This is a genomic window from Bacteroides sp. BFG-637, from assembly GCF_024793605.1.
GTDB lineage: Bacteria > Bacteroidota > Bacteroidia > Bacteroidales > Bacteroidaceae > Bacteroides > Bacteroides vicugnae.
The window spans coordinates 168,890-189,741 of record NZ_JANUPD010000002.1; the positions used below are offsets into that span (position 1 = coordinate 168,890).

General features: G+C 39.4%; 20 protein-coding genes. 12 read left to right on the forward strand and 8 right to left on the reverse strand.

Annotated elements, in window-relative coordinates; all coding sequences use genetic code 11:
• Window positions 1-7: 7 nt before the first annotated feature.
• Genes NXX38_RS00720 through NXX38_RS00740 form a run of 5 tightly spaced genes read right to left on the reverse strand, consistent with a single transcriptional unit; the run spans window position 8 to window position 8,307 of the window.
• A complete protein-coding gene (locus tag NXX38_RS00720) occupies window positions 8-1,234 on the reverse strand; it encodes a hypothetical protein (protein ID WP_258978311.1) in 1,227 nt (408 codons plus the stop codon).
• A 2-nt stretch (window positions 1,235-1,236) separates the two neighbouring features.
• Window positions 1,237-5,058 (reverse strand): AAA domain-containing protein, encoded by a 3,822-nt coding sequence (locus tag NXX38_RS00725; protein WP_258978314.1) that lies wholly within the window; start codon window positions 5,056-5,058, stop codon window positions 1,237-1,239.
• Window positions 5,058-6,083 (reverse strand): S1 RNA-binding domain-containing protein, encoded by a 1,026-nt coding sequence (locus NXX38_RS00730; RefSeq protein ID WP_258978315.1) that lies wholly within the window; start codon window positions 6,081-6,083, stop codon window positions 5,058-5,060. The genes NXX38_RS00725 and NXX38_RS00730 overlap by 1 nt, the downstream gene beginning before the upstream one ends.
• Window positions 6,052-7,188 carry a hypothetical protein gene (locus tag NXX38_RS00735; RefSeq protein ID WP_258978316.1) on the reverse strand — a complete coding sequence of 379 codons (1,137 nt, stop codon included), beginning with the start codon at window positions 7,186-7,188 and terminating at the stop codon, window positions 6,052-6,054. The genes NXX38_RS00730 and NXX38_RS00735 overlap by 32 nt, the downstream gene beginning before the upstream one ends.
• A 27-nt stretch (window positions 7,189-7,215) precedes the next feature.
• Window positions 7,216-8,307 (reverse strand): YafY family protein, encoded by a 1,092-nt coding sequence (locus NXX38_RS00740; protein WP_258978317.1) that lies wholly within the window; start codon window positions 8,305-8,307, stop codon window positions 7,216-7,218.
• Between the two features lie 517 nt (window positions 8,308-8,824).
• Here NXX38_RS00740 and NXX38_RS00745 point away from each other — a divergent pair.
• The 6 genes from NXX38_RS00745 (at window position 8,825) to NXX38_RS00770 (ending at window position 13,508) form a co-directional block, all read left to right on the forward strand.
• Window positions 8,825-9,148: a hypothetical protein gene (locus NXX38_RS00745; RefSeq protein WP_258978318.1), complete on the forward strand. Its 324-nt coding sequence runs from the start codon at window positions 8,825-8,827 to the stop codon at window positions 9,146-9,148.
• Window positions 9,149-9,221: 73 nt separating this feature from the next.
• Window positions 9,222-9,506 carry a hypothetical protein gene (locus NXX38_RS00750; protein ID WP_258981816.1) on the forward strand — a complete coding sequence of 95 codons (285 nt, stop codon included), beginning with the start codon at window positions 9,222-9,224 and terminating at the stop codon, window positions 9,504-9,506.
• Between the two features lie 18 nt (window positions 9,507-9,524).
• A complete protein-coding gene (locus NXX38_RS00755; protein WP_258978319.1) occupies window positions 9,525-9,890 on the forward strand; it encodes a hypothetical protein in 366 nt (121 codons plus the stop codon).
• 233 nt (window positions 9,891-10,123) lie between these two features.
• Window positions 10,124-10,906 (forward strand): ParA family protein, encoded by a 783-nt coding sequence (locus NXX38_RS00760; protein ID WP_258978320.1) that lies wholly within the window; start codon window positions 10,124-10,126, stop codon window positions 10,904-10,906.
• Window positions 10,885-11,142, forward strand: a complete 258-nt coding sequence (locus tag NXX38_RS00765; RefSeq protein WP_258978321.1) for a hypothetical protein — start codon at window positions 10,885-10,887, stop codon at window positions 11,140-11,142. The genes NXX38_RS00760 and NXX38_RS00765 overlap by 22 nt, the downstream gene beginning before the upstream one ends.
• A 119-nt stretch (window positions 11,143-11,261) precedes the next feature.
• Window positions 11,262-13,508 carry an ATP-dependent RecD-like DNA helicase gene (locus NXX38_RS00770; protein ID WP_258978322.1) on the forward strand — a complete coding sequence of 749 codons (2,247 nt, stop codon included), beginning with the start codon at window positions 11,262-11,264 and terminating at the stop codon, window positions 13,506-13,508.
• An 18-nt stretch (window positions 13,509-13,526) separates the two neighbouring features.
• Here the strand turns inward: NXX38_RS00770 and NXX38_RS00775 are convergent, their stop codons facing one another.
• The 3 genes from NXX38_RS00775 to NXX38_RS00785 are packed head-to-tail and all read right to left on the reverse strand — an operon-like array spanning window position 13,527 to window position 15,248.
• Window positions 13,527-14,303, reverse strand: a complete 777-nt coding sequence (locus NXX38_RS00775) for a DUF1294 domain-containing protein (RefSeq protein WP_258978323.1) — start codon at window positions 14,301-14,303, stop codon at window positions 13,527-13,529.
• A gap of 1 nt (window position 14,304) precedes the next feature.
• Complete coding sequence (locus NXX38_RS00780; protein ID WP_258981818.1) at window positions 14,305-14,607, reverse strand: TIGR04076 family protein; 303 nt, start codon at window positions 14,605-14,607, stop codon at window positions 14,305-14,307.
• A 5-nt stretch (window positions 14,608-14,612) separates the two neighbouring features.
• Window positions 14,613-15,248: a recombinase family protein gene (locus NXX38_RS00785; RefSeq protein ID WP_258978324.1), complete on the reverse strand. Its 636-nt coding sequence runs from the start codon at window positions 15,246-15,248 to the stop codon at window positions 14,613-14,615.
• Window positions 15,249-15,626: 378 nt separating this feature from the next.
• Between NXX38_RS00785 and NXX38_RS00790 the strand changes: the two genes are divergently transcribed.
• From NXX38_RS00790 to mobV, 6 genes are all read left to right on the forward strand, one after another.
• A complete protein-coding gene (locus tag NXX38_RS00790; RefSeq protein WP_258978325.1) occupies window positions 15,627-16,760 on the forward strand; it encodes a hypothetical protein in 1,134 nt (377 codons plus the stop codon).
• An 11-nt stretch (window positions 16,761-16,771) separates the two neighbouring features.
• Window positions 16,772-17,218, forward strand: a complete 447-nt coding sequence (locus NXX38_RS00795) for a hypothetical protein (RefSeq protein WP_258978326.1) — start codon at window positions 16,772-16,774, stop codon at window positions 17,216-17,218.
• 1 nt (window position 17,219) lies between these two features.
• Entirely contained in the window at window positions 17,220-17,570 is a 351-nt protein-coding gene (locus NXX38_RS00800) for a hypothetical protein (RefSeq protein ID WP_258978327.1), read from the forward strand.
• 5 nt (window positions 17,571-17,575) lie between these two features.
• Window positions 17,576-18,079, forward strand: coding sequence for a hypothetical protein (locus NXX38_RS00805; RefSeq protein ID WP_258978328.1), 504 nt, complete (start codon window positions 17,576-17,578; stop codon window positions 18,077-18,079).
• A 198-nt stretch (window positions 18,080-18,277) separates the two neighbouring features.
• Window positions 18,278-19,081, forward strand: a complete 804-nt coding sequence (locus NXX38_RS00810) for a hypothetical protein (RefSeq protein ID WP_258978329.1) — start codon at window positions 18,278-18,280, stop codon at window positions 19,079-19,081.
• Window positions 19,082-19,334: 253 nt separating this feature from the next.
• Window positions 19,335-20,792 carry a MobV family relaxase gene (gene mobV, locus NXX38_RS00815; protein ID WP_258978330.1) on the forward strand — a complete coding sequence of 486 codons (1,458 nt, stop codon included), beginning with the start codon at window positions 19,335-19,337 and terminating at the stop codon, window positions 20,790-20,792.
• Window positions 20,793-20,852: the final 60 nt, after the last annotated feature.

Here is a 20,852-nt window from a genome sequence, read left to right on the forward strand (position 1 = left end):
CATGTCTTTAGCTGTTTAAAATAAAGCAATCACAATCAATTCTTTCAAGAATCTCAAACAGTTCAAATTTTACCATTAGATTTCTCCAATTAGGATGTGATGATGATAATATTTTCCTAAAATCGTGCCCATTTACACTCCCGCTTCTTTCCCAATTTCTAACTATTGTTATGAAATCAACATATGATTGGATTTCATGGCGAACATCAATTCTAACGATTCCATTTGTAATAACTGGAAAATCGACATACCCCTTTAAAGCATCTTCAATTATACAAAGAGATTTTGTGCAATTATGAAGTAACTCTTCTGATAAGACCAACTGGGGAAGACTATTATCCTTTTGAATTTCTATAGAGAAATCAGTGCCAGGATTAAGCCCATACCTTAAACTAATCATCTCAATCCACCCCTCATTCTGTGTAAAGAGTGCTGTTTTGACAATTTCTTCTTCTTTAGCTACATTATACCCAAGATTAGCTCTGAATTCCCATATGTTGTTCCTATTTTTAACCATATTGATACTGTACCCTACCATAGAGCCAAAAGCTTCACATTTAATTGACTCTCCGCAATAAATGGTCTCCTTATGGTAGTTATTTTCCTTATCAAGATAGAGTACAACGAATGCTCCTTTAAGGAATTTTTTATCAAACTCCAAAACCTCGAAGTTGTTACCTGTAGATTCAAGGTGGAGTAGTTCACGGGTACTGCCTTTAGCAAGATACCGTTCAACCTCTTCGGCTGGGACACTACTCATAGCCATATCTATAGGTTTGTGAGTAGCTACATTCGTATCCCAAAAACTGAGAGTCCGCTTATTATTGTAGACTACTTCAGGCAAAAGTTCAAGACTTTTCCCATCAACTAAGAATGATCCTGTAACTCTTACCATCGGTCGGTTACCTGAGATAAAATATTTTCGTCTTGCATCATCCGACACCCTATATTGGTCAATATGCCATCTTATCATTCCATCCTCTTTGAGGTCATAAATACACCTTGTGAGCATATCAAGATCAAATCCAATCAATCTTGAGAAATATGGAAGTTGGGAGTGTTTAGGATCCATTTCTGTATATTTTAGGAGTGCTTTATATATAGGAAAGAATGGATCCGTATCAACACTGTCATACGCTATATGTACAACATAAACAGGGAAAGATACCGGGAAAAATCCAATGAATTTACCCTCTCTTGCTTTTACAAAATTTATTATTTCTTCGAGGTTCATTTTTAAACATAAAAGATTACAGAGTTATCAAATATCTTATAAATAGTCGCATGAGTCACTTGTCCCTTTTGCAATATTACACCTTTTCTCTTTATGACTGTGCCAAAGATGTTATCACATTTGACGATATAAAAACCTAGACCAACGTAATCATCAATCACTTCAATCTCAATATTCTCATTTACTTTATGCGTAAACGCAAAATCTTTGTATGGGCCTCTATCAAGTGACGCAGTGTGTCCTTCGAAAACGAACAAGGGGATTTCTTTAACATATTTGCTTTCAAGCAGATACACAAGAATTCCCTGTGGTCTAATTTTGTTATAAAAAACAGGAAGAGTCAACTTTGAGTCATCAGCAAATCTGAAAATCATTTCATCTTTTTTGTCATCAGTCCAATCTATTGGCTGTGCCATAACAGACCATAACATCCTGTCTGAGACCTGTTGAGCAATTGACACATTTGGAAGGTATTCAAATTTTGCTCGACCATCTCCTCCAATTCCAATCAACTTGACATCAATAGCTTTTTCCTTTATGCCGTACATGTTGAATAGATTATCTTGTTTAATAGGGAAGAAATGGCTTGAGCCGTCTATCTTGAGCTCGATGATGGGACGATTCTTATCCTCAAATTTCCAGAAACAATCTTCAAATATCTGCCCTACGACAATCTCTCCACTCTTAATCTTATCTTTGATAATCTCAAGAGAGGTTTTCTCAGCTGTTCGCTCTTGTATTTCCCGCAATTTGCGGAAAACCTCAACAGGTTTGATATCTATGTTGCTTTCTTCTGCGAAATGGGCTGATTCAGCACATAATGTATGGAGATTCCCAATAATTATCAATCTCTTTTTTGCACGACTAAGAGCAACATTCAAACGTCGCATATCATCTAAGAATCCAACCTTGCGATTCCCCTTTTTGGGATTGAAGGAACGGACCAATGACAGGACAACTACATCGAATTCGCTTCCCTGAATTGAATCTATGGTGAATACATTACCTTCGATAGATGTGCTCCGTAACGATTCTAGCAGATAAGAGCGTTGTTTGCGATAAGGAGTTATTACACCCACCGTAATTTCCGAGTCTGAAGCTTTTAGCTTTTCAAGTCTTGGTAACAACCTGTTTTTGAATATTTCAATCTCATGAGGATTGTACCACCCAGTCACTGGATCACCATGTTCATGAGCAATATTCCGACCATCGACATATTCAAGAGTAGATGTGTCTATAAATGTAACGGCACTAGGGAAACCATCAAGATTGCATTGTTGTCCCTCAGTTCCACGTCCATTTTTAAGTTCATTATGATAGAATAGCTCAGAGACATAATCCCCAATTTGGGGGTTCATTCGATATTGATAGTTAAGAAGTACTGTGCTATCCTTTGGAAAATTTTCATCTTCGAGAAAATCTTCAAACAAAGACGAGCAAATTGCATCTTCAACCTCTTCCTGTTTTAAATTAACTCGCTTTGATTCTTCCAAGAAATCAGAAATTTCTTCTTTATTCATGTATGGTGGTAATTGCTTCTGGTCACCTACAAGGATAAACTTCTTTCCGAGTTGCATTGGCACAGTAGTCTCCGAGAGATTGGCTTTGCCAGCCTCATCAATAATTACAGTATCAAAACGAATGCCACTACGTTGAAGACCCCAATCCATGCCAATACCGATACATGTTCCCATAACGACATTAAGTCCTTGGTAATGTCGTGCATTGTTAAATGCAATGGCATCTTCTCCTAATTCAACAAGGCCGCTTCGCAAATCAGAAATTATTCCTATCAGTTCCATGGGACTTCCCGGCTTGTTTAGAGGGTAATACTCGCAGACATATTCATGACGTTGCATGAATGCCTGTTTCGTATTTATTGAATAATCAGGTTCGTAGCGTCTTAGCTCCCGTTCTTTTACTTCAGCAATAATATCGGGATTCTCTGTCAATGCTTTAAGCAATAAACCATTATTCCTTAAAAATTCCGGATGCTCTTTAATATCCTTGGGGATCATGGTCTCGTCCTCATCGATGTTGCCAATCTTTATTCTTTCGTCAAAGCCTTTCAAACGGTCATATATATTTTTAACTGCTGAGTGTGCTTGGCTACATACTAATACCCGTTCGCCTTTATTAAGAACAAGTTGTTTGACAATCTCAACAATAACAGAAGTCTTACCTGTCCCTGGAGGACCTTGGACTAAAAATATGTCGTTGTTGTTTATGGCCTTACGTATGGCAAGTGGTTGATTATTCCCTTCTTCAACATTATTAAACTTTTCATCGAAGAAAGAAATACTCATATCCGGCTCAGGAGAAAGAAGTTCTCCACGATTTAATCTGTCAAATATATCGAGTTTAGCATTGCCGTAAACAAAGTTGTCAATGGAGTCTTGTTGTAGTGATAAATGTCTCACTCCAGCGCGTCGTCTTATTTCAAATCCTGAATTCTTCCATTCCTCAATCGACATGTGAGAGCTGTAGAATTCTATGAGATAACCGTGTCTTGAAGAATCCTCAGTCAATTCTGCCTTTATCTTTTTATCACCATGACACAATTCCACATGACAAGTGTCTGAATCATGCATCGTAAACAGAGCGGCCACATTGGAATCTGACTTAATTCTCAAACCAGTCGAGTGTCCATCTCTACCTGTGGTTGCTATTTCTGATTCATTAGCACCAATCAAAACCGAATGTTTCTTATTATACTCCCATTCCTTCTCTTCTTGATAAGACAGGAATTCCTTTAGAGTCAGATATTCCACTCCTGCCTTTTCTTTGAGGCTTTTTATTGTCCGCTTTAATTCTGGAATCATTTTTTTTGCAATCTCATATTGTGCAAATATTCGTTCCCCAGATTCGATGTAATCTTCACGAATATAACTATTCTCGTGAAGATGAATTTTGGCACCTGAAAGAACAAGAGCCTTTTGGTTCATGTCAAGAAGATACTGTGCATTAGATTTATTCTTATCATGAGAGAATTCAGTAACCCACATGCCTGAAGCATTGATACAAACTTCTATAACAATATTATTATTGTCATATATTATAACTTTTATATTATTAGTATCAAAATCTCTATAACACCCAACCCAGAAATTGTTGTCTGCAAAATAGTTGGAATTTCTGCTCAAGAATCGATGTAAGTCAGATTGAACAGTAGGGCTATAAGAAATGTGCAACTCCTCTCTTAAAACATTAATGCTTCTTCGTGTTAGCCCATCAACATTCTCCAAAAGCCATTCGATAAGAGTCCTATTTTTCTCGTCTATCGCACTTAGTTCTTCTTTATTAAGAAATTCCTCAATACTTTGAGAGTCAAGTTCTCGTTCAGAGGAAAGAGGATTTATTGAAAAAGCTTCTGCAAATTGACAAAACCCCAAGTTATTACTGGAATTCACCACTACTGAAACTGCAATTTGTTCATCAACTTGAGCAGCAATGATTCCAGGAATAAATCCATAGTGACCATTGACCCCAACAACTGTATTGTTAAAGGATTTCGTCAAGACAATCCCATTGTAGATAGTTCCTTTTTTTAACTTTTCATCCAAATACAATTCCGCAAAAACATTCTTACAGTCAAAGGTAAGGATAGCATCTCTTTCATCATTGCCAAATCGCGACAAAACCTGAATATTATCCAATAAAGATTCATTGGCTCTAATTCTTTCCATTATTGAAGTAGCAAATGGTAAGCTGATTTCTTCTCCTTGAAAAACTATGTTGTGAGGGAATAGTAATCCGTGACAAAATTCAGGCTCGCCGTTCACAATAAGGTAGTTGGGCAATATGTCTGTTATTCTATACTTCATTACTCTTCAGATATATATTGAGGGTTGAAAAAATGTCTAACAATGTGATCTGTTTTCTTGTCACGCATGAGTCTCTGATGGCTGACAATAATTCTTTTATCAGTGCGATTGCATTCTATTACCTTGAAAGGTAGAATATTGCCTTCTTGATTAGTTGAAACAACATCCTGTGAGATGGCATTAAGTCCATTGTCAAAATGAACTTCAATAACACCGTTTTCATTGACCTTACCTACATGGCCTACTACTTCAGCACCAATACAGATATTTGACCATGGGTCTTCTTTAATCTGTCTAATGCTTAATTCCAGATCACGTTTTTCCGGTTGCCATATCATTATTTTAGCATCAACTTCTGAATTCTCTTCAGGTTTTAGACTCTTTGGTAAATCGTTTGGTTTGTGCAACCATGAGACTTCTGATAGTCTGATTCTTCCTTGAAGTTTTAAGTTGTCTAATGTTTCAACAAAAATAAATTTACCTTTATACTCCATGATTCTGACCTTTATGATTGCGCCGCTCTCAACTAAAGACTGTGCGACATCCCATGGGTCAGGTGTAAGCAATCTGATAGAGGCATATAGACGTCTATTGTCAATATCAATCTTTGTTAACAAGATGTTTACAGTTTGCCCAACTTGATATTGGGAGGTATCACTACCAACTCTATCCCATTGTAATTCACTTTGTGGGATTCGTGCTTCTATATCCTCTTGAAGTTGAACCCAGATACATTCGTCTTCAATATCTATAACTGTTCCTTGATAAACTTGATTGGTTTGATAATGTGAGTCAATTTCATCCCATGCTTCATCATAATAAGGTTTGCGTGTGAATATCAGCTGCCGTTTCTTTTTATCAAATATTTTTATAGAAACTACTATTTTTCCATCTTCCGGAGTCCATTGTTGAAAAGCTTTATATTCCATGCGTGACATCTCAGTAATAGGTAAGAATCCTTCAAGGCCATTACCAATGCTTATATAAACGCCATCATCGACTACTTCTGCCAAAACGGCTTCCATCACATTCGTCATCTTCATCAAATTCAACCATGTCCCATATATCTGGAATGCAAACTTTATGGCTTAATCGAATTAGGTGCTTACCGTTTTCTATTTCCTTTGATAATACTTTTGCTTGAATGGCAGCACCAGCACTGAAATAGGGATCTATTTTTCTCACATTACCCCAAAAAATATTGCTTTTGTGAATAATGCCATGCAAAGAACCAAAGCTTACAATCATGTAAGTCGGTTCTACTTTTTCAATGATTGCTATGACAATCTTATCGATTTTGAGATTGTCAAATTCATCTTTTCTGCTCTTTGCGCTCTCTTCTTTTTGTTTGGTCCAATTCACTTGCTGGATTGCTCGACTATTGGAGACAAGAACAAATTCCGGCTTACCTTTACCTTCTATATGATTCACAAGCACTATAATTTCTTCATCTTCTTTTAACTTCCTGTCGTTTGCAACCTGATTTTCATATAACAACGCTCTTGTACCGAAAACATTAACTACGTAATATCCTTTATCTTCACGCTTATATAAGACTTTAGCCGTAATAATTTTATTAACATCCTTAGCTACCTGCAGCTTAAAAAGTTGCCAATTAGCTTTTGGAAAAGCATAGTTAATCCCCAATTGCTCGCTATACTCTTCATTGCCTCCATAATCAAGCCCAACAATATATCCCTCTTTTAACTCATTTAAATGATTAAACCGAGATAGATTTAGGTTTATTCGTCCACCTCTCAAAAATTCAAGTTCTACACTATCATCATGAATTTTACGAACAATCGCTGTAATATCCTTCTCATCGGAATTAAATACGTCTATTTCTTGATTGACATAAGCCTCTGTTTTATTTTTAGTTACGCGCATTTTTGTATTCTGTAATGGTCTTATTGTTCTCTTAGGACTCGGTCTTTTAAAAGATGAGAAGATTTCATTTTCTTTGGACTTAATTTTAGGTGCTAATGCCTCAGGTGCAAGAACTTGAACAATGGAATCAGGAACTTGAAATCCATGTTGTGCGGGTATCTTAACCCCAAGTGTTTTCTCAGCGAAAGAACACAATGTTTGAATTGTAACACTCTTATGTTTTGCTAATTCGAGTAGAGTCATTTTTATATTCTTTTTATTGCTGCAAAATTATAGAATTGAAACGCAATCTAACTGCGGATTTACAAGATTGTCATAAATGGTTTTAGCTTTTATGCTGAGAGTCTCTCGAACAGTTTCTGGGGAAAGTATAGTTATTTCGGCTCCAATTTCAATGAGACGCTTATATAATGTATCATTCTCTACCACATTCAATCGAATCACCTGAGTACAATCATCGAATGTTTGTGAAAGGTGCAATGGTTTATGTTTGATGAACCTATAAGTATTTGGGTCATTTACTCGAAATACTATTTGAGTTGTAATAAGATCATTTGCTCTCAAAGATCGTTTGGGATTATCTTTACTACTACCTTTGACACATTCGATAGGGACTTGATAACCAATGACCTTATCATAATATTCATTTATTTGCGAAAGGGGGATCGACCAAAAACTTTTATCACCGCAATATTGACTGATTGCATGAATACGGTCAAGTGGAAATATAGTCCAATCAAATGGATTCAATTCATGAACATGACCAATAAGATACCAACGCTCGTTGAAAGTCTTGAGCATCAAAGGACTCACAATTTGCTCTTTCTTAGGTCTATTTGCTGATTTATATTCAATCTTTAGAATCTTCTTTTCGAATATCGCACTAAATATATAGCTAAACATGTATTTAAACCCCAAAAAAGGTTCTTTTCCAATAGAGACAGCGTTCACAATATCAGCATCATCGTCAAAGCTATTCTTTATTTTATCTACAAACTCTCGGATTGGCATGTTATAAAGAGAAGCTATTTGAAGCAACATTCTCATCGTTCCCCTATCTCTATCACTATAAACGACTTCAGGATAACATAAATACGAAAGATTATCAAGTTGGTAATTGGGACCTGATTGGCCAAAGCCTTGACTCTTTATTATCTTATTTTTATCACCATATCTTTCCTTAAGATTTTTAATAGCAATTTGCACCGTTCTCTCACTTACCTCCGATTTGTTACCTATCATTTTTGCTATACATTGCCTAAGGTAAAGCTGACTGCATATCCCTTTTTGGACTAATGCTCGCTCAACCTCTCTCATGTTCGCAATGGTTACACCACCAATTTTACCATCTGTATTGTTCATGATCAATAGATTTAAAGACAAAGTTAAAAAAACATTTTTCATGATGAATTATTTGGGCTTAAAACAGAATTATTATTTTTCTGCCACAGTCAATTGAAAGAAAATAGTAGAAAAAAATCGTTGTATATAAGGTTTTGTCTCTTGTCTTTTTACTACTATCCACGAAAGAAAGAAGTCTGGCAAAAAACATTCAATAGATAGAAAGAGATTATAAAAAAATACTATCCGAAGTTCCTGCTATACTCAAGTGTTCACATTTAAGGCGTTAAAGTTTTTCTTTTACTAGTGAATTAATATTTAGTTATGTCGACTTCACAAACACGTTTTTAGTATCTTCAACAGCTCTTTCACGAGCTATTTTTTATTGAGAGTACCTGTTTTCCCTATCTTTTCAATATACTTTGGACTTGCTATTGCTACTCGTAAGATGTACGTTGAACATAGTAATATTTGGTCAGTCATATTCAGAAAAGGACAAACAGCGGCACATTCCTTGCATCATAGCGCAGGAGTTTCGATGAATCGAAACAACCCAGCCCGTCAATGCAGGAACAAGCCGCTTTTCTTGTTTGCCCCGGCAGACTTCATTGTTTACCCGCCCAAGCCTTTTCATCCTGTTGTAGCCAGTTCTTTTATAGGTGATTCTTCCTTTTATACCATTTCAGTCATATCAGAATATTCTATCTACCCGATGGACTTTACCAGATGCAAAGGTCTGCCACCCGACTTTAAAGCTCAGTTTAAAATGTATTTCTTTCAGATTCTTCCTCCTGCGGAGAGTAATCGTCAAGAAAAGCCAGCTTCAAAAGTCCGGTTGGTGACAGGTGAATCGCATTGTTAAATTCCCAATCGGCTTCGACAAGAAAAGCCTGAGGTTAGGGAAAAATAAATATTTCATTTAACACGATTTGAATATGGAAAATTATCAGAACATCGAGCAGACGAAAGAGTTCCAACTGGCTAAGACTGTTGAAAGCGCATTGAACGATTATTGTTTCAACGCCCAAAACTTTGCAGCAGCAATTCCAATGATGCACCCAACGCTGCAACAGTCACTTTATCGACTAATCCGTGAATGCCTAAAAGTCATGGCGGATGACAATCGCCGCTATGATGACCGCAACCGTGCTTCCCACGAAGATGCAAAAGCAATGCTGGAATACCTCCGGGAAAAAGGACAATCAATACCATTTATTTAATTCTAAATACTTACAGTTATGGACAAAGAATATGTTTTGCAGGTGGCAGAGACCGCCAAAAATCAGTTATTGGCAACAACCCCGATGAATGTTGTTCTTTCCTGGGGAGTAGAGAAATTTATCGCCACAATTTTCAATGAAATGCCGGCTCTCAAATTCAGAGTAAACGGACGCTTGTTCAAAGGATTCGTGGTAGTAGCTCTTAATGGCAGTGACTATTACGAGATCTACCTGATGGATTATCAAGAAACCAAATGTATCACTGATAGAGCTTTTTTTGACGAGGTGGGTGAAATTATTGATAGAGCCATCGAAAGTGGCACTAATAAGGCTGAATACGATCAGTTCTGTCGCCAACAATTGAATGAGCTATTTATGAAATAAGCTCCATTAGTCATCTTTTAGTCCATGCCAGAAGCTATTGTATTCTGGTATGGATTAAAAGAAATATATTCTAATATGAGTTAGCTCATTACATATAATATGCTGTATATTAATAAATACTACTTATAGTAATTACTAAATAAAGTAAAATAGGAATAGTATTAAATACTAATAATAGTATATACTAACTATAATGATTACCTTTGTATTCTAATGTAAAAACAGAATGAAATATGCCTAGTATTATAGCAATATTAAATCACAAAGGTGGCGTAGGCAAAACGACCACAACTATCAATCTTGCTGCAGCCCTGCAACAAAAAGGTAAGAAAATCCTTGTTATAGACCTTGACGGACAAGCGAACCTTACCGAATCCTTCGGCTGCTCTATTGAGGAGCAGAATACGATATACGGAGCTATGAAAGGTGAATATCCTCTTCCTCTTATAAAGACAGAGAGCGGCATTACCTTAGTTCTATCCTGTCTTGATCTGTCGGCAGCAGAATCAGAACTGATCAACGAACCGGGACGGGAAATGATTTTGAGACAACTGATTAGCAAACTGCCTAAAGAGAATAAGTTTGATTACATTCTTATTGACTGCCCTCCTTCATTGGGATTGCTTACCTTAAACGCATTGACAGCAGCCGACTTCTTGATTATACCGGTACAGGCTCAATTCTTGGCGATGCGAGGTATGGCTAAGATAATGAACGTGATCAACATTGTGCAAGAGCGTCTCAACTCCAATTTGAAGATTGGCGGTATTGTCATTACCCAATATGACAAGCGCAAGACTTTGAACAAGAGTGTTGCGGAAATCATTCATGATTCTTTCTGCGACAAAGTTTTCAAGACAATTATCCGTGACAATGTGGCGTTGGCAGAAGCACCGATTAATGGGAAAAACATCTACGAGTATAATAAGAATAGTAACGGAGCTAAAGATTACATGGCTTTAGTCGGAGAAGTCATCAAATTAAAAAAACCGATATGGGCAAACGTGACCTATTAAAAGACAGCATGAAAGGTGGTTTGAATAGCCTCCTTTCATCCACCACTCCCTCTTATACAGAGGATAAACTCACAAAAGTTGCGGGGGAGAAAGAGACAGCAGTACACTGTAACTTCCTTATCAACAAGAGTGTTCATACCAGAATGAAATACCTGGCAATAGATAAAAACATGTCCCTGAGAGACATTGTAAACGAGGCCATGAAGGAGTATTTAGACAAATACGAAAAGAAGTAACCTATTGGGAGAATATTACCATCGATGGGGATATGAGCAAGCTGATGATTTACCACAATGCTTACGGATGGGAATTTAAGGCCCGATAATTACCGACAAACCTAAATAGATAGTTGAAAATGATAAAGCTCCGTTGCGTAGTAGAACGCATTACCTATCAGAATCCTGATAATGGGTATTCGGTGATGAAAGTCAATGTAAAAGGCTATAATGATCCTGTTACTTTGGTGGGCAACTTGCTGGAAGTTCCGGTAGGTAGTGTCCTGTTATGCGATGGAAACTGGAAAGTCGATAAGAAATACGGGAGCCAGTTTGTCGCAGAATCATGGGAGGAAGTCATGCCTGCCACCATTTATGGCATCGAGAAATATTTAGGTAGCGGACTGGTAAAAGGCATCGGCCCAAAGTTTGCAAAGCTGATTGTGGCTAAGTTCGGGCTGGAAACCATTGACGTGATAGAGAACGAGCTTGAACGGTTACATGAAGTACCGGGCATCGGCAAGAAGCGTGTGGAGAAGATCGGTGAAAGCTGGGAAAAGCAGAAAGACATCAAGAATGTGATGCTTTTCCTGCAAGGCTATGGGGTAAGTACCGCATACGCCGCTAAAATCTATCGTCAGTACGGTAAAGAAAGTATGGATAAAGTGAAAGACAATCCGTATCGTTTGGCGGATGATATTTGGGGAATCGGATTCAAGACCGCTGATGGTATCGCTGCCAAGATGGGTTATGAAAAGAGTGACTTGCGCCGTTGTCGGAGCGGAATCCTCTACACATTGAGCCAATTGTCCAATGACGGCCATGTATATGCGGAAGAAGAACAACTGATAAAATCCGCCATGCAATTGCTTGAAGTCGAGGAAGAACCCGTAAAGCAAGCAATGGCACAAATGATTGAGAGCAAAGATTTGGAGCTGGATCATGAAGCCATTTACCTTCCCCCTTTTTATTATGCCGAATGTGGTACATCCAACCGTCTTTTGGCACTGGTGGAAGCTGCTGAAACAGACAAGAAGAAGCCTACATTCAATCTTGCCGCCATTTCGCAAGAAACCGGTATTGAATACGACGATGTTCAGATAGACGCTATCCGTCAAGCCGTAGAATCCAAAGTAATGATTCTTACAGGCGGCCCCGGAACAGGAAAGACCACTACCACACAAGGCATCATTGCCGCTTTGAAGACAGCAGGCATGAGAATCTTGCTTGCTGCACCCACCGGCAGAGCTGCCAAACGAATGAGTGAAGCTACCGGCATGGAAGCCAAAACCATTCATCGGCTGTTGGAATACAATCCCAAAGACGGATATAAGCGTAATGAGGAAAACCCGTTGGAAGCCGACGCTTTGATTGTAGATGAATGTTCCATGATAGACATCCTCCTGATGAATCATTTAATGAAAGCTATTTCTTCAAGAATGAGATTGGTGATAGTGGGCGACATCGACCAGTTGCCCAGCGTCGGAGCAGGCAATGTATTGCGCGACATCATTGATTCAAAGAAAATTCCTGTTGTACGTCTGACCCGAATTTTCCGCCAGGCCCAGTCCAGCCGTATCGTGATGAGTGCCCATGCTATCAACAACGGTCAGTTCCCCGATACAAGCAACGGCAAAGACACCGACTTCTTTTTTATAAAGACAGAAGATCCGAATCAGGTTGCTGAAAGTATTGTCCACCTGGTGAAAGAACGGCTTCCGAAAGCATATAGTCTGTCATCGAGCAAAATACAAGTTCTTACACCCATGCAACGGGGAGTTGTGGGCGCATCCAACTTGAACTTAGTACTTCAAGATGCTTTGAATCCCACATCTGTCTGTCTGAACCGGGGCGGTTATTCTTATCGGAAAGGCGACCGTGTGATGCAGATACGGAACAACTACGACAAGGGCGTGTTCAATGGCGACTTGGGCTACATCGAAGAAGTGGATATGGAAGAACGTACTCTCATTGCTAGTTTTGACGGCATTTCGGTGGAGTATGAAGTTTCCGAACTCGATGAACTCTCTTTGGCATACGCCACCACCATTCATAAATCGCAAGGTTCGGAATATCCGATAGTAGTCATGCCCGTATTGATGAATCATTATGTGATGCTTCAGCGGAACCTTATATACACAGGTATTACCCGCGCCAAGAAAATTTGCGTACTCATCGGCACTACCAAAGCGTTGGCTTATGCCATCCACAATATGTCTGTATTGAAACGCAACACCAAACTCAAAGAAAGATTAAACCCGGCATTGACAGCAAAGCCAGACAAGCCAGTTATAACCCCGAAAGCTATTCCATACCCAGAATCCCCGGAAGCACCTTGTTCAATAGCGGCGGAAGATACCGCTCCATACGGAAATAGAGGAAAGTGAATGTGAGGACATCCTTTTTTACTTTCTCATAATTCTGTGCATGATTAATAAATTGGCCACAACGATAGCAAATCCAACCACCGCTAATAACATATTCAGCTCGAAACTATATCGTTGAATCAGATGTACGATCCCCAAAGCACAATAAGGCAGAAAGAGCAACGATGTAATTAACCCCGGTACATATCTCCTTATAACTATAGCCTGTGCGATATGCATGAGCAAATGAATGCTAAATCCCCAAAACAGGGCTAATAGCGGATAAGGTATATCATAAAGAAATGCCACTAAAGCCACGATAATCACGAGAAACTCTTCGATAACAATGATGATAAAATTCCTTGTGCTGATATTTTGCAAATGCCTAATGATTGGTGTTATCCGTGGAAATTTACTGGAGACCAATCGCACAATATGTGGCATAGAGTGTTTCCTCATCACAATTTCTTCCAAATCATGAATCAGGAATACCAATGGCAGCAAAATATATAGTAGTACTGTGAACATACAATGCAATTCTATATGAATCGGAAATAGCAAATCAAAGCAATCTGTATAGCCAAGAAGATTGGCACACCTAAATAAAACTTTTTTATGCTTTGTCTTGTGGTGGAACAATCGTATTCCACACAAAGCTCCCATGCTTCCGCCTATAACCGCAAGCATGAGCAATGTTTTTTCCGGTATGCGCCACCATCCTTTTTTTGACTTGACCTTATCTACACCATACAAGACAAATGTAACGACATTTATACCAAGCAAATAGCATAGCAATAGGAAGTTTGTATTCATCATCTCATTCAATTGCTTCAATTAAAAAACTGACCGGACGGAATCCGTCATTGCACGAAATCATGGCCGAGTGTGGATTCTTCATCCAACCGTTATAGAAATTTCCTCCTCCATGTGCCAGTGTCATCACAAACGGCATCATGCTTTGCCATGCGCTTTCACACATCTCTTCCGGCTTTTGATTATCCGCTGAAATAAAGGTTTGACCTTCTTGCATATCGCAGGCGTGTTCCATCGGATTCTCATACAGGGCTGATAAATCAGCATGACTCACTTTCCGAATGACAGTTATCTTGACTTTCTTTATCATATCTATTCTCCTTTTGATTTTTCACTATTCTTTCTTGAGCCAAGCGGCCCCTTTGTATGCCCTCTGTTCAGATCCACACCTGCCTCATTCAATACCCTAAATACAGAACTGCGGCTTTTGAATCCACTCGTTTTCCAGATGTCATCAATCGTATGCCCACTTCTATACATATTCACTACAAGCTTGGCTCTCTCTGCTTTATTGTGTGCAGCAGAAGTAAGAACCTTAATTTTGCTCTTCAACTTGTGTATATGATTAGTAGCTTTCCGATTAGCATTCACCTCTCCGGGCAATAAAGCAATGATAAGCAGTACATCTGACGTTTTGGTTTCAGGAAACAATTCATTGCCGGAATCAATCTTGTCATGAATGGAAATAATCCGGATGACTTTCACCCGGCAAAACTCCAGAAAGAAGGCCAACTGCCGAGTACCCTGTAGTACATTACTAAATTTAGGCACGACCAATTCATCGCCCTTATGCAAGTTTCCAAGCACTTTATTCCATAGCGGACGCAGCTTCTCCTGTTCCGGCTGTTCTTCGACAATCTCACAACAACCGTAGTTCTTCATCCATTCAACATCGGCTTCAACACCATCATAATGGGCAGAACGCATCAAATAGCCAACTTTTGCCATAACTTATTCTTTTGATATGAAATTTGCGAGTAAAGATATAATGTTTATAACAAAACAAATCATACTCAAACCAAAAACAGGTATGCTTTATGTTTTTTTGCCTTTACACAATTGTTCGACAAATAGAGATACTGTGCTCTTGTCTGAACAGTCCGACATATCCCGATATGAAAAATCTCAAATGGTTCAAATCGTTCATTCGATATCTTATTTCTCAATAAAAGTATGTTTTCTATATTTTGTTTTTACCGCTATTTGTTATCTACTAATTAATTTATAACCAATTACATAAATCATACTTGTAGTATGATTGTACAAGAATAATTAAATCAATTGGTAGATGATATTCCACTGGAATTTTATACTATACATTTGCGTTTGAAATTTTTAATCAAAGACAATATGGAGCGATTCTCATTGAAAAGGAAACTGCATAAATGGCAGGTGAAATATGCACAACATCCAAAGTGTACTGTGTCACATCTTATCAGATGGGAAAATAATCATACCCATTTTTTACTGATACTTATTTCCCTGTTATACCTGTCGGGGTGTTCCTCAAAAGGAAATCACCATTTTCAAGATTCCAATGAAGCCGTTCATGCTTACAGTAACCTGCTACACCAAATAAGACTACATGATAAGGCTTCAACAGACCTTATTATCGATTTAGTCAATGAATGGCAAACGTTGAGTGACTCTGTATTTGCTTGCATCAACCGGGACAGTATCAATAATAAGAATTATCACACCAAGTCTGCTTATCGCATCATCAACGACTCGATTATTCTTGAACTCGAACGCCTGATTGACAGCAATCCCCGAATTTTCAAGGATTATTATCACGTACTGAATAAATTGTCCGGCCCTGAACTTCCTGAAGAAGTGAGAGGCTTGGTCGCATCGGCCCATCTGTTTTTTCATTCAATGGACTCCATTACGATCCGTCAGGTTGACAAGCGGCATACCATACTGTTTTACGAAAACACCCTGGATTCAGCATTGTCTCACAACATTCGCTCTAAACAGGACATCCTGCATTTCCTGAAGGCCGAAGACATTGCTTTCAGACTCTTCCTTGGTCACTTGTCATCTTGGGGAGATATGTCCCTCAATCATATCAAAGTGAAGACAGAGGCGCAGACAAAGAATATTTTTGAGGCAACGGCCCGGAATCAGGCGATAATGAGCAAATCGGAAATCGTGATACTGATGACCATGCGCAATAACCGCCGATTGCTCCAGAATGCCAACACCTGTGTGACCGATGTGCATAAATTGAGCTTTAAAGACAGCAATCAGGCGACGGCATACCTGTGGATGCTTCTCCAACCCTGGCTGTCAATCGACGGATTCTCCTATACACTATTGTCCCAGGAGGAAAAAGAATCACTTGAAAAATTGGCTGCTGAAATGCCGCAAGCTTTCAGGCAGTTGGAATCGGGACGTTTTCCCATTGACTTAAACGAGCTTCCGTCACTCTTAATGAAAGCCTATATTGATAATTTATAAATCACATCCATATGCAACAAGAACATATAGAACGTTTCATCATGTTGGCTTCTTTGGAAATGCCCAACCTTATAGTTTCAACTCTGTTCCAAGGAGCGGAACTATCCGATGAAAGTACATTACTGACATTCTTTTTACCCAAAAAGTATTCATTGGAGGAATTGATTGACGAGTTGGAGGATCAGATGGAATTAATCCTTTTATACCATCACATCCCCTCGGTAGATACCATCTTCGGACATCGTTGCTGCGCATACTCCAACCCGCATTTTGGGCACATGTACAAAATGAATGCCATCGCAGATGAGCGTTGCCAATGCGATACCATCTATGTTACCTTGTATTCGTCATTGGAGGTCATGGGTGTTGAATTGCGTAATGAGTTGGTAGAGACCGGCAAACATGGACGGTTTATTTATAACCGCAAAATTGATGAATTGCTACGGGATTTTATCTGATATGAAAACGGAGTTATATCATCAATTGATCACTCTTATCCATGCCACTTATACATGGGTAGATGTCATGGATACTAACACGGAAGAAATATTCAGTTTCCATACCGGAGGAAACTTTTATCCTGTCCATTGCCGGGTTTTGTGCCTGGTCGCCAAATGGTCTAACTACAATTATCCGAAAGGCCACTGCTGGCGTATTCCTGAGTTTGAACTGGACAATGCCATACGTGAGTTAAGGCAAAATCCATCCTTCAATAAACGTTACCTGAACGGGAAGCTTCTCTATACGGATGCGGAAGCAATCATTAAAAAAGCCTCTTTCGGACATATTATTTTAGAACTAGAAAAATAGCAAAAATGATTACATACAGCATACATATCCTATTGCCCGTATTATTACTCCTGCTTTCTCTGTTTTGCTATAAAGCAGATGGCAATAGAATGACTAAATTCTATGTACGCATGGCTTGTCGCCATTGTTTTCGCAAGTTTTATACGCTGATACTGCTACTGATATTGTTGCTATTCCATTTCAACTATGTCAATATGGCTCCAAGCGTGTATGCCCTGGCTCCCTCATCAGTCGCATTTATCTTTCTGTTCTCACATCGTTTCACAGAACGCATTATCTATCATCTACAGAACAGAAGAACGCTTTTCGTCAGTGCCATCATTGCTATGGTCTGCCTGTTTATTCCGTTCCTCTTTTCGACAGCCATCACTATAGAGGTTCTCTTATTCGGAGCGATGTTTTACCCCTCTCGAAAAGTGCGTGAGAGAATCTCATTCCCTGATTATCACAAGGAAATAATGGAGCAGCCCAGAGAAATACGATATTTCTATTATAGTTGGAATGACTGACAATCAGGTTTCTTTTTTCGATGGCAATTGACTGTCACATGAAAGAATCAAACTTTATCAATGAAAAGGATTGTCAGGAAAACGTCTTCTCATGATATACAAGTCCCAACAAGACAGTCACACTAGTTTATTGTCAGTCACCATTCCTTCCAATCTCACGATTAGAATCATAACATTATCATTAAAACATATAATCCCATGAGTGAAATTATTGCAGATTACCAGATAAAGGCAGACAAGTTCCTGCTTGAGTATCTTCGTCCCAGGACTACAGACCGGACATCAAAATTGGATGCCTTCTGTGACCTGATGAACATGGCAATGAGCAAAGATACCCAATCGGAGGAAACCCGGTTCGGCACCACCGTTCATTTGCATCAAGGACAGTTTACAGTGACTGTCACCGACCTTGCAAAAAAATGGAATTGGCATAGGGTTACGGTCAAGTCCTTTCTCGACAAATTGGTTACCATGAATTATGCTGATATGTATTCAGAAGGCAAATTCTTTGTAATAACCATGCACTATGCCCAACCCTCAGAACACGATAAGAACGAGGCTCTCTTCACCAAAGACGAGCAACGGCTTGTCAGATGGCTGAGTGGCTATATCAGTGTAGAAGAGATACTCTCTTCCGGTGTCGATTTCTTCAAGGATACCGACAAGCTATTCAAGCCACAAATGTCAGAAGGTAAAGCGGACACAGGGAAACGGCTCCACCAATTCATCTCACATCTTATCTTGAGCCACTCCAATCTGATCCCGGAACAGCCCGATGTGAATGCGGCACTCGCCATACTCTTTACCGAGTATTGCCACCATGACTTCACTGAGTTTTGGCATCTGCTTTCTTTGGGCGGCCTTCTCTTTTCAAGTGGTCAAAGCCCGATACTCAAACCGTGTTTGTCCGAACTTCCGGCAGAGGTCAAAAAGTTATCGGACGTAATCTTTGCACACTACGGGACGATACTCCGTTCTTCACCCATTGGGAATGAAAAATAAAAACCACCGCAAGCTTGCCGTTTCAACTGAAAACAAAAAGCCCCGCTTTTACAGAATACAGCCCCATGAAGCCATTATCCCTACCGTCCCGGCAGGATGTTCGCTTCGGAGGTCTTGACCTCTTGTAAGGCACAAGGCTTGCCTTTTCAGGCACAGAATTTATTCTGTGGGTAGCCTAATACCCCATTTGCAAAATTGCAATGGGAAAATAGGCTCTAACGAGGCAGCAAGCTGTGGGAAAAAACTGAAAAATATGGCGAAACAAATGAAACAGGTAATGGATATCCGTGCCTCAAAAGGGATAACGGTTGGCCAAAGTAACGAGCATCAGCGTAAATGGTCGGAGAAGGGCTGGAGCAATGCTGTCAGCACCGGAAACTATGACCGTAGCCGTGAACCTCTTAATTTTGAAATTAAGAAGGGAGGAATTATTTCTTCCGTCGATAAGCGGAAAAGCATCCCACAGTTGATGGTAGAGAATTTGGCTGAACGTGGCATCAAAGATCCGAATGAAGGTCGGGAGATACCCAAGTATCGAACGGTGGTCAACTTCATTTTTGGAGGTACTCGTGAGCGTATGCTTGAAATAGCTTTCGGAAATCAGAAGGTGGATCTTACACAGGGGGCAGACAATTCCCATATAAAACGACGTCCGGATATTGAACGGTGGGCACAGGATATGTACAGATTCGCAAGTGACAGATGGGGCGAGGAAAACATTGTCGCCTTCATTGTACATCTCGATGAAACAAATCCGCATATTCACATGACTCTTTTGCCAATAGACAAGGACAAGAAGTTTGCCTTCAAGAAAATGTTTGCCGGTAAGGATAAATATGAATATAAGGAAATCATGTTGGCTCTTCACGATGAACTGGCCAAGGTAAATGAGAAGTGGGGGCTGATGCGTGGAGACAGTATTGCCGTAACAGGTGCCAAACATCGCACAACGGAAGAGTACAAGCGCGAACTTTCCGGTCAGTGTACCACTCTCGAAGGACAGATTGAAGAGAACAAAAAAATACTCAAACAGCTCCATGACGATATCCGGTTTGCAGAAAAGAGAGTCAAGGGACTTACCACGATGACCTTGAATTTGGAACAACGGAAAGAGGTATTGAAGAAAGAGATTGCCACCATCAATGAAGAATTGAAAAACGGCAAGGGTAATTCTGAAGAGCTACACGAGCGAATCAAGAAGCTGGATAATGACCTTCAGAAAGTATTGGATAATTTGGCGGACAAACAGGCAAAACTGGAACATGCCAATGAACAGTTGGATGAGTTGAAAGATCTTAAAGATAAGGCGAAGGAACTGACAGGACAATACCAGCAGCAACTGAAAGTTTCGACATCCAATCTGACTCAACAGGTACGTTTCAGATTGGCAGATGTACTCTTGGATGATCTTATCAAGGATTTCAAAATGATTTTGCCGACTCTCAGCCTTGAAACCAAAGAATCCTTGGACGATGCACTGTTACAGGATATGGCGGAACAAGGTGAAGATATTATCAAATGTGCCGTATTCCTGTATGCCAATTTGGTGGATCAAGCGACCAACTTTGCAAAAGGACACGGAGGCGGTGGAGGAGGAAGCGATCTTCCTTGGGGACGTAAGGATGATGAAGATGACCGGGCTTGGGCACGCCGCTGTCTGATGATGGCTCATCGGATGATGAAGCCAAGTGGCAAAAATATCCGAAGATAATTTCTGAGTATGATAACAGGTATGATTTTTCTCCAAAAACAGAACGCAGGTTAAATACAG

Coding starts and splice junctions, on each gene's coding strand:
- NXX38_RS00720 (WP_258978311.1), bottom strand. CDS start 1,234: ATGAACCTCGAAGAAATAATAAATTTTGTAAAAGCAAGAGAGGGTAAA.
- NXX38_RS00725 (WP_258978314.1), bottom strand. CDS start 5,058: ATGAAGTATAGAATAACAGACATATTGCCCAACTACCTTATTGTGAAC.
- NXX38_RS00730 (WP_258978315.1), bottom strand. CDS start 6,083: ATGGAAGCCGTTTTGGCAGAAGTAGTCGATGATGGCGTTTATATAAGC.
- NXX38_RS00735 (WP_258978316.1), bottom strand. CDS start 7,188: ATGACTCTACTCGAATTAGCAAAACATAAGAGTGTTACAATTCAAACA.
- NXX38_RS00740 (WP_258978317.1), bottom strand. CDS start 8,307: ATGAACAATACAGATGGTAAAATTGGTGGTGTAACCATTGCGAACATG.
- NXX38_RS00745 (WP_258978318.1), top strand. CDS start 8,825: ATGAATCGAAACAACCCAGCCCGTCAATGCAGGAACAAGCCGCTTTTC.
- NXX38_RS00750 (WP_258981816.1), top strand. CDS start 9,222: ATGGAAAATTATCAGAACATCGAGCAGACGAAAGAGTTCCAACTGGCT.
- NXX38_RS00755 (WP_258978319.1), top strand. CDS start 9,525: ATGGACAAAGAATATGTTTTGCAGGTGGCAGAGACCGCCAAAAATCAG.
- NXX38_RS00760 (WP_258978320.1), top strand. CDS start 10,124: ATGCCTAGTATTATAGCAATATTAAATCACAAAGGTGGCGTAGGCAAA.
- NXX38_RS00765 (WP_258978321.1), top strand. CDS start 10,885: ATGGGCAAACGTGACCTATTAAAAGACAGCATGAAAGGTGGTTTGAAT.
- NXX38_RS00770 (WP_258978322.1), top strand. CDS start 11,262: ATGATAAAGCTCCGTTGCGTAGTAGAACGCATTACCTATCAGAATCCT.
- NXX38_RS00775 (WP_258978323.1), bottom strand. CDS start 14,303: ATGATGAATACAAACTTCCTATTGCTATGCTATTTGCTTGGTATAAAT.
- NXX38_RS00785 (WP_258978324.1), bottom strand. CDS start 15,248: ATGGCAAAAGTTGGCTATTTGATGCGTTCTGCCCATTATGATGGTGTT.
- NXX38_RS00795 (WP_258978326.1), top strand. CDS start 16,772: ATGCAACAAGAACATATAGAACGTTTCATCATGTTGGCTTCTTTGGAA.
- NXX38_RS00800 (WP_258978327.1), top strand. CDS start 17,220: ATGAAAACGGAGTTATATCATCAATTGATCACTCTTATCCATGCCACT.
- NXX38_RS00805 (WP_258978328.1), top strand. CDS start 17,576: ATGATTACATACAGCATACATATCCTATTGCCCGTATTATTACTCCTG.
- NXX38_RS00810 (WP_258978329.1), top strand. CDS start 18,278: ATGAGTGAAATTATTGCAGATTACCAGATAAAGGCAGACAAGTTCCTG.
- mobV (WP_258978330.1), top strand. CDS start 19,335: ATGGCGAAACAAATGAAACAGGTAATGGATATCCGTGCCTCAAAAGGG.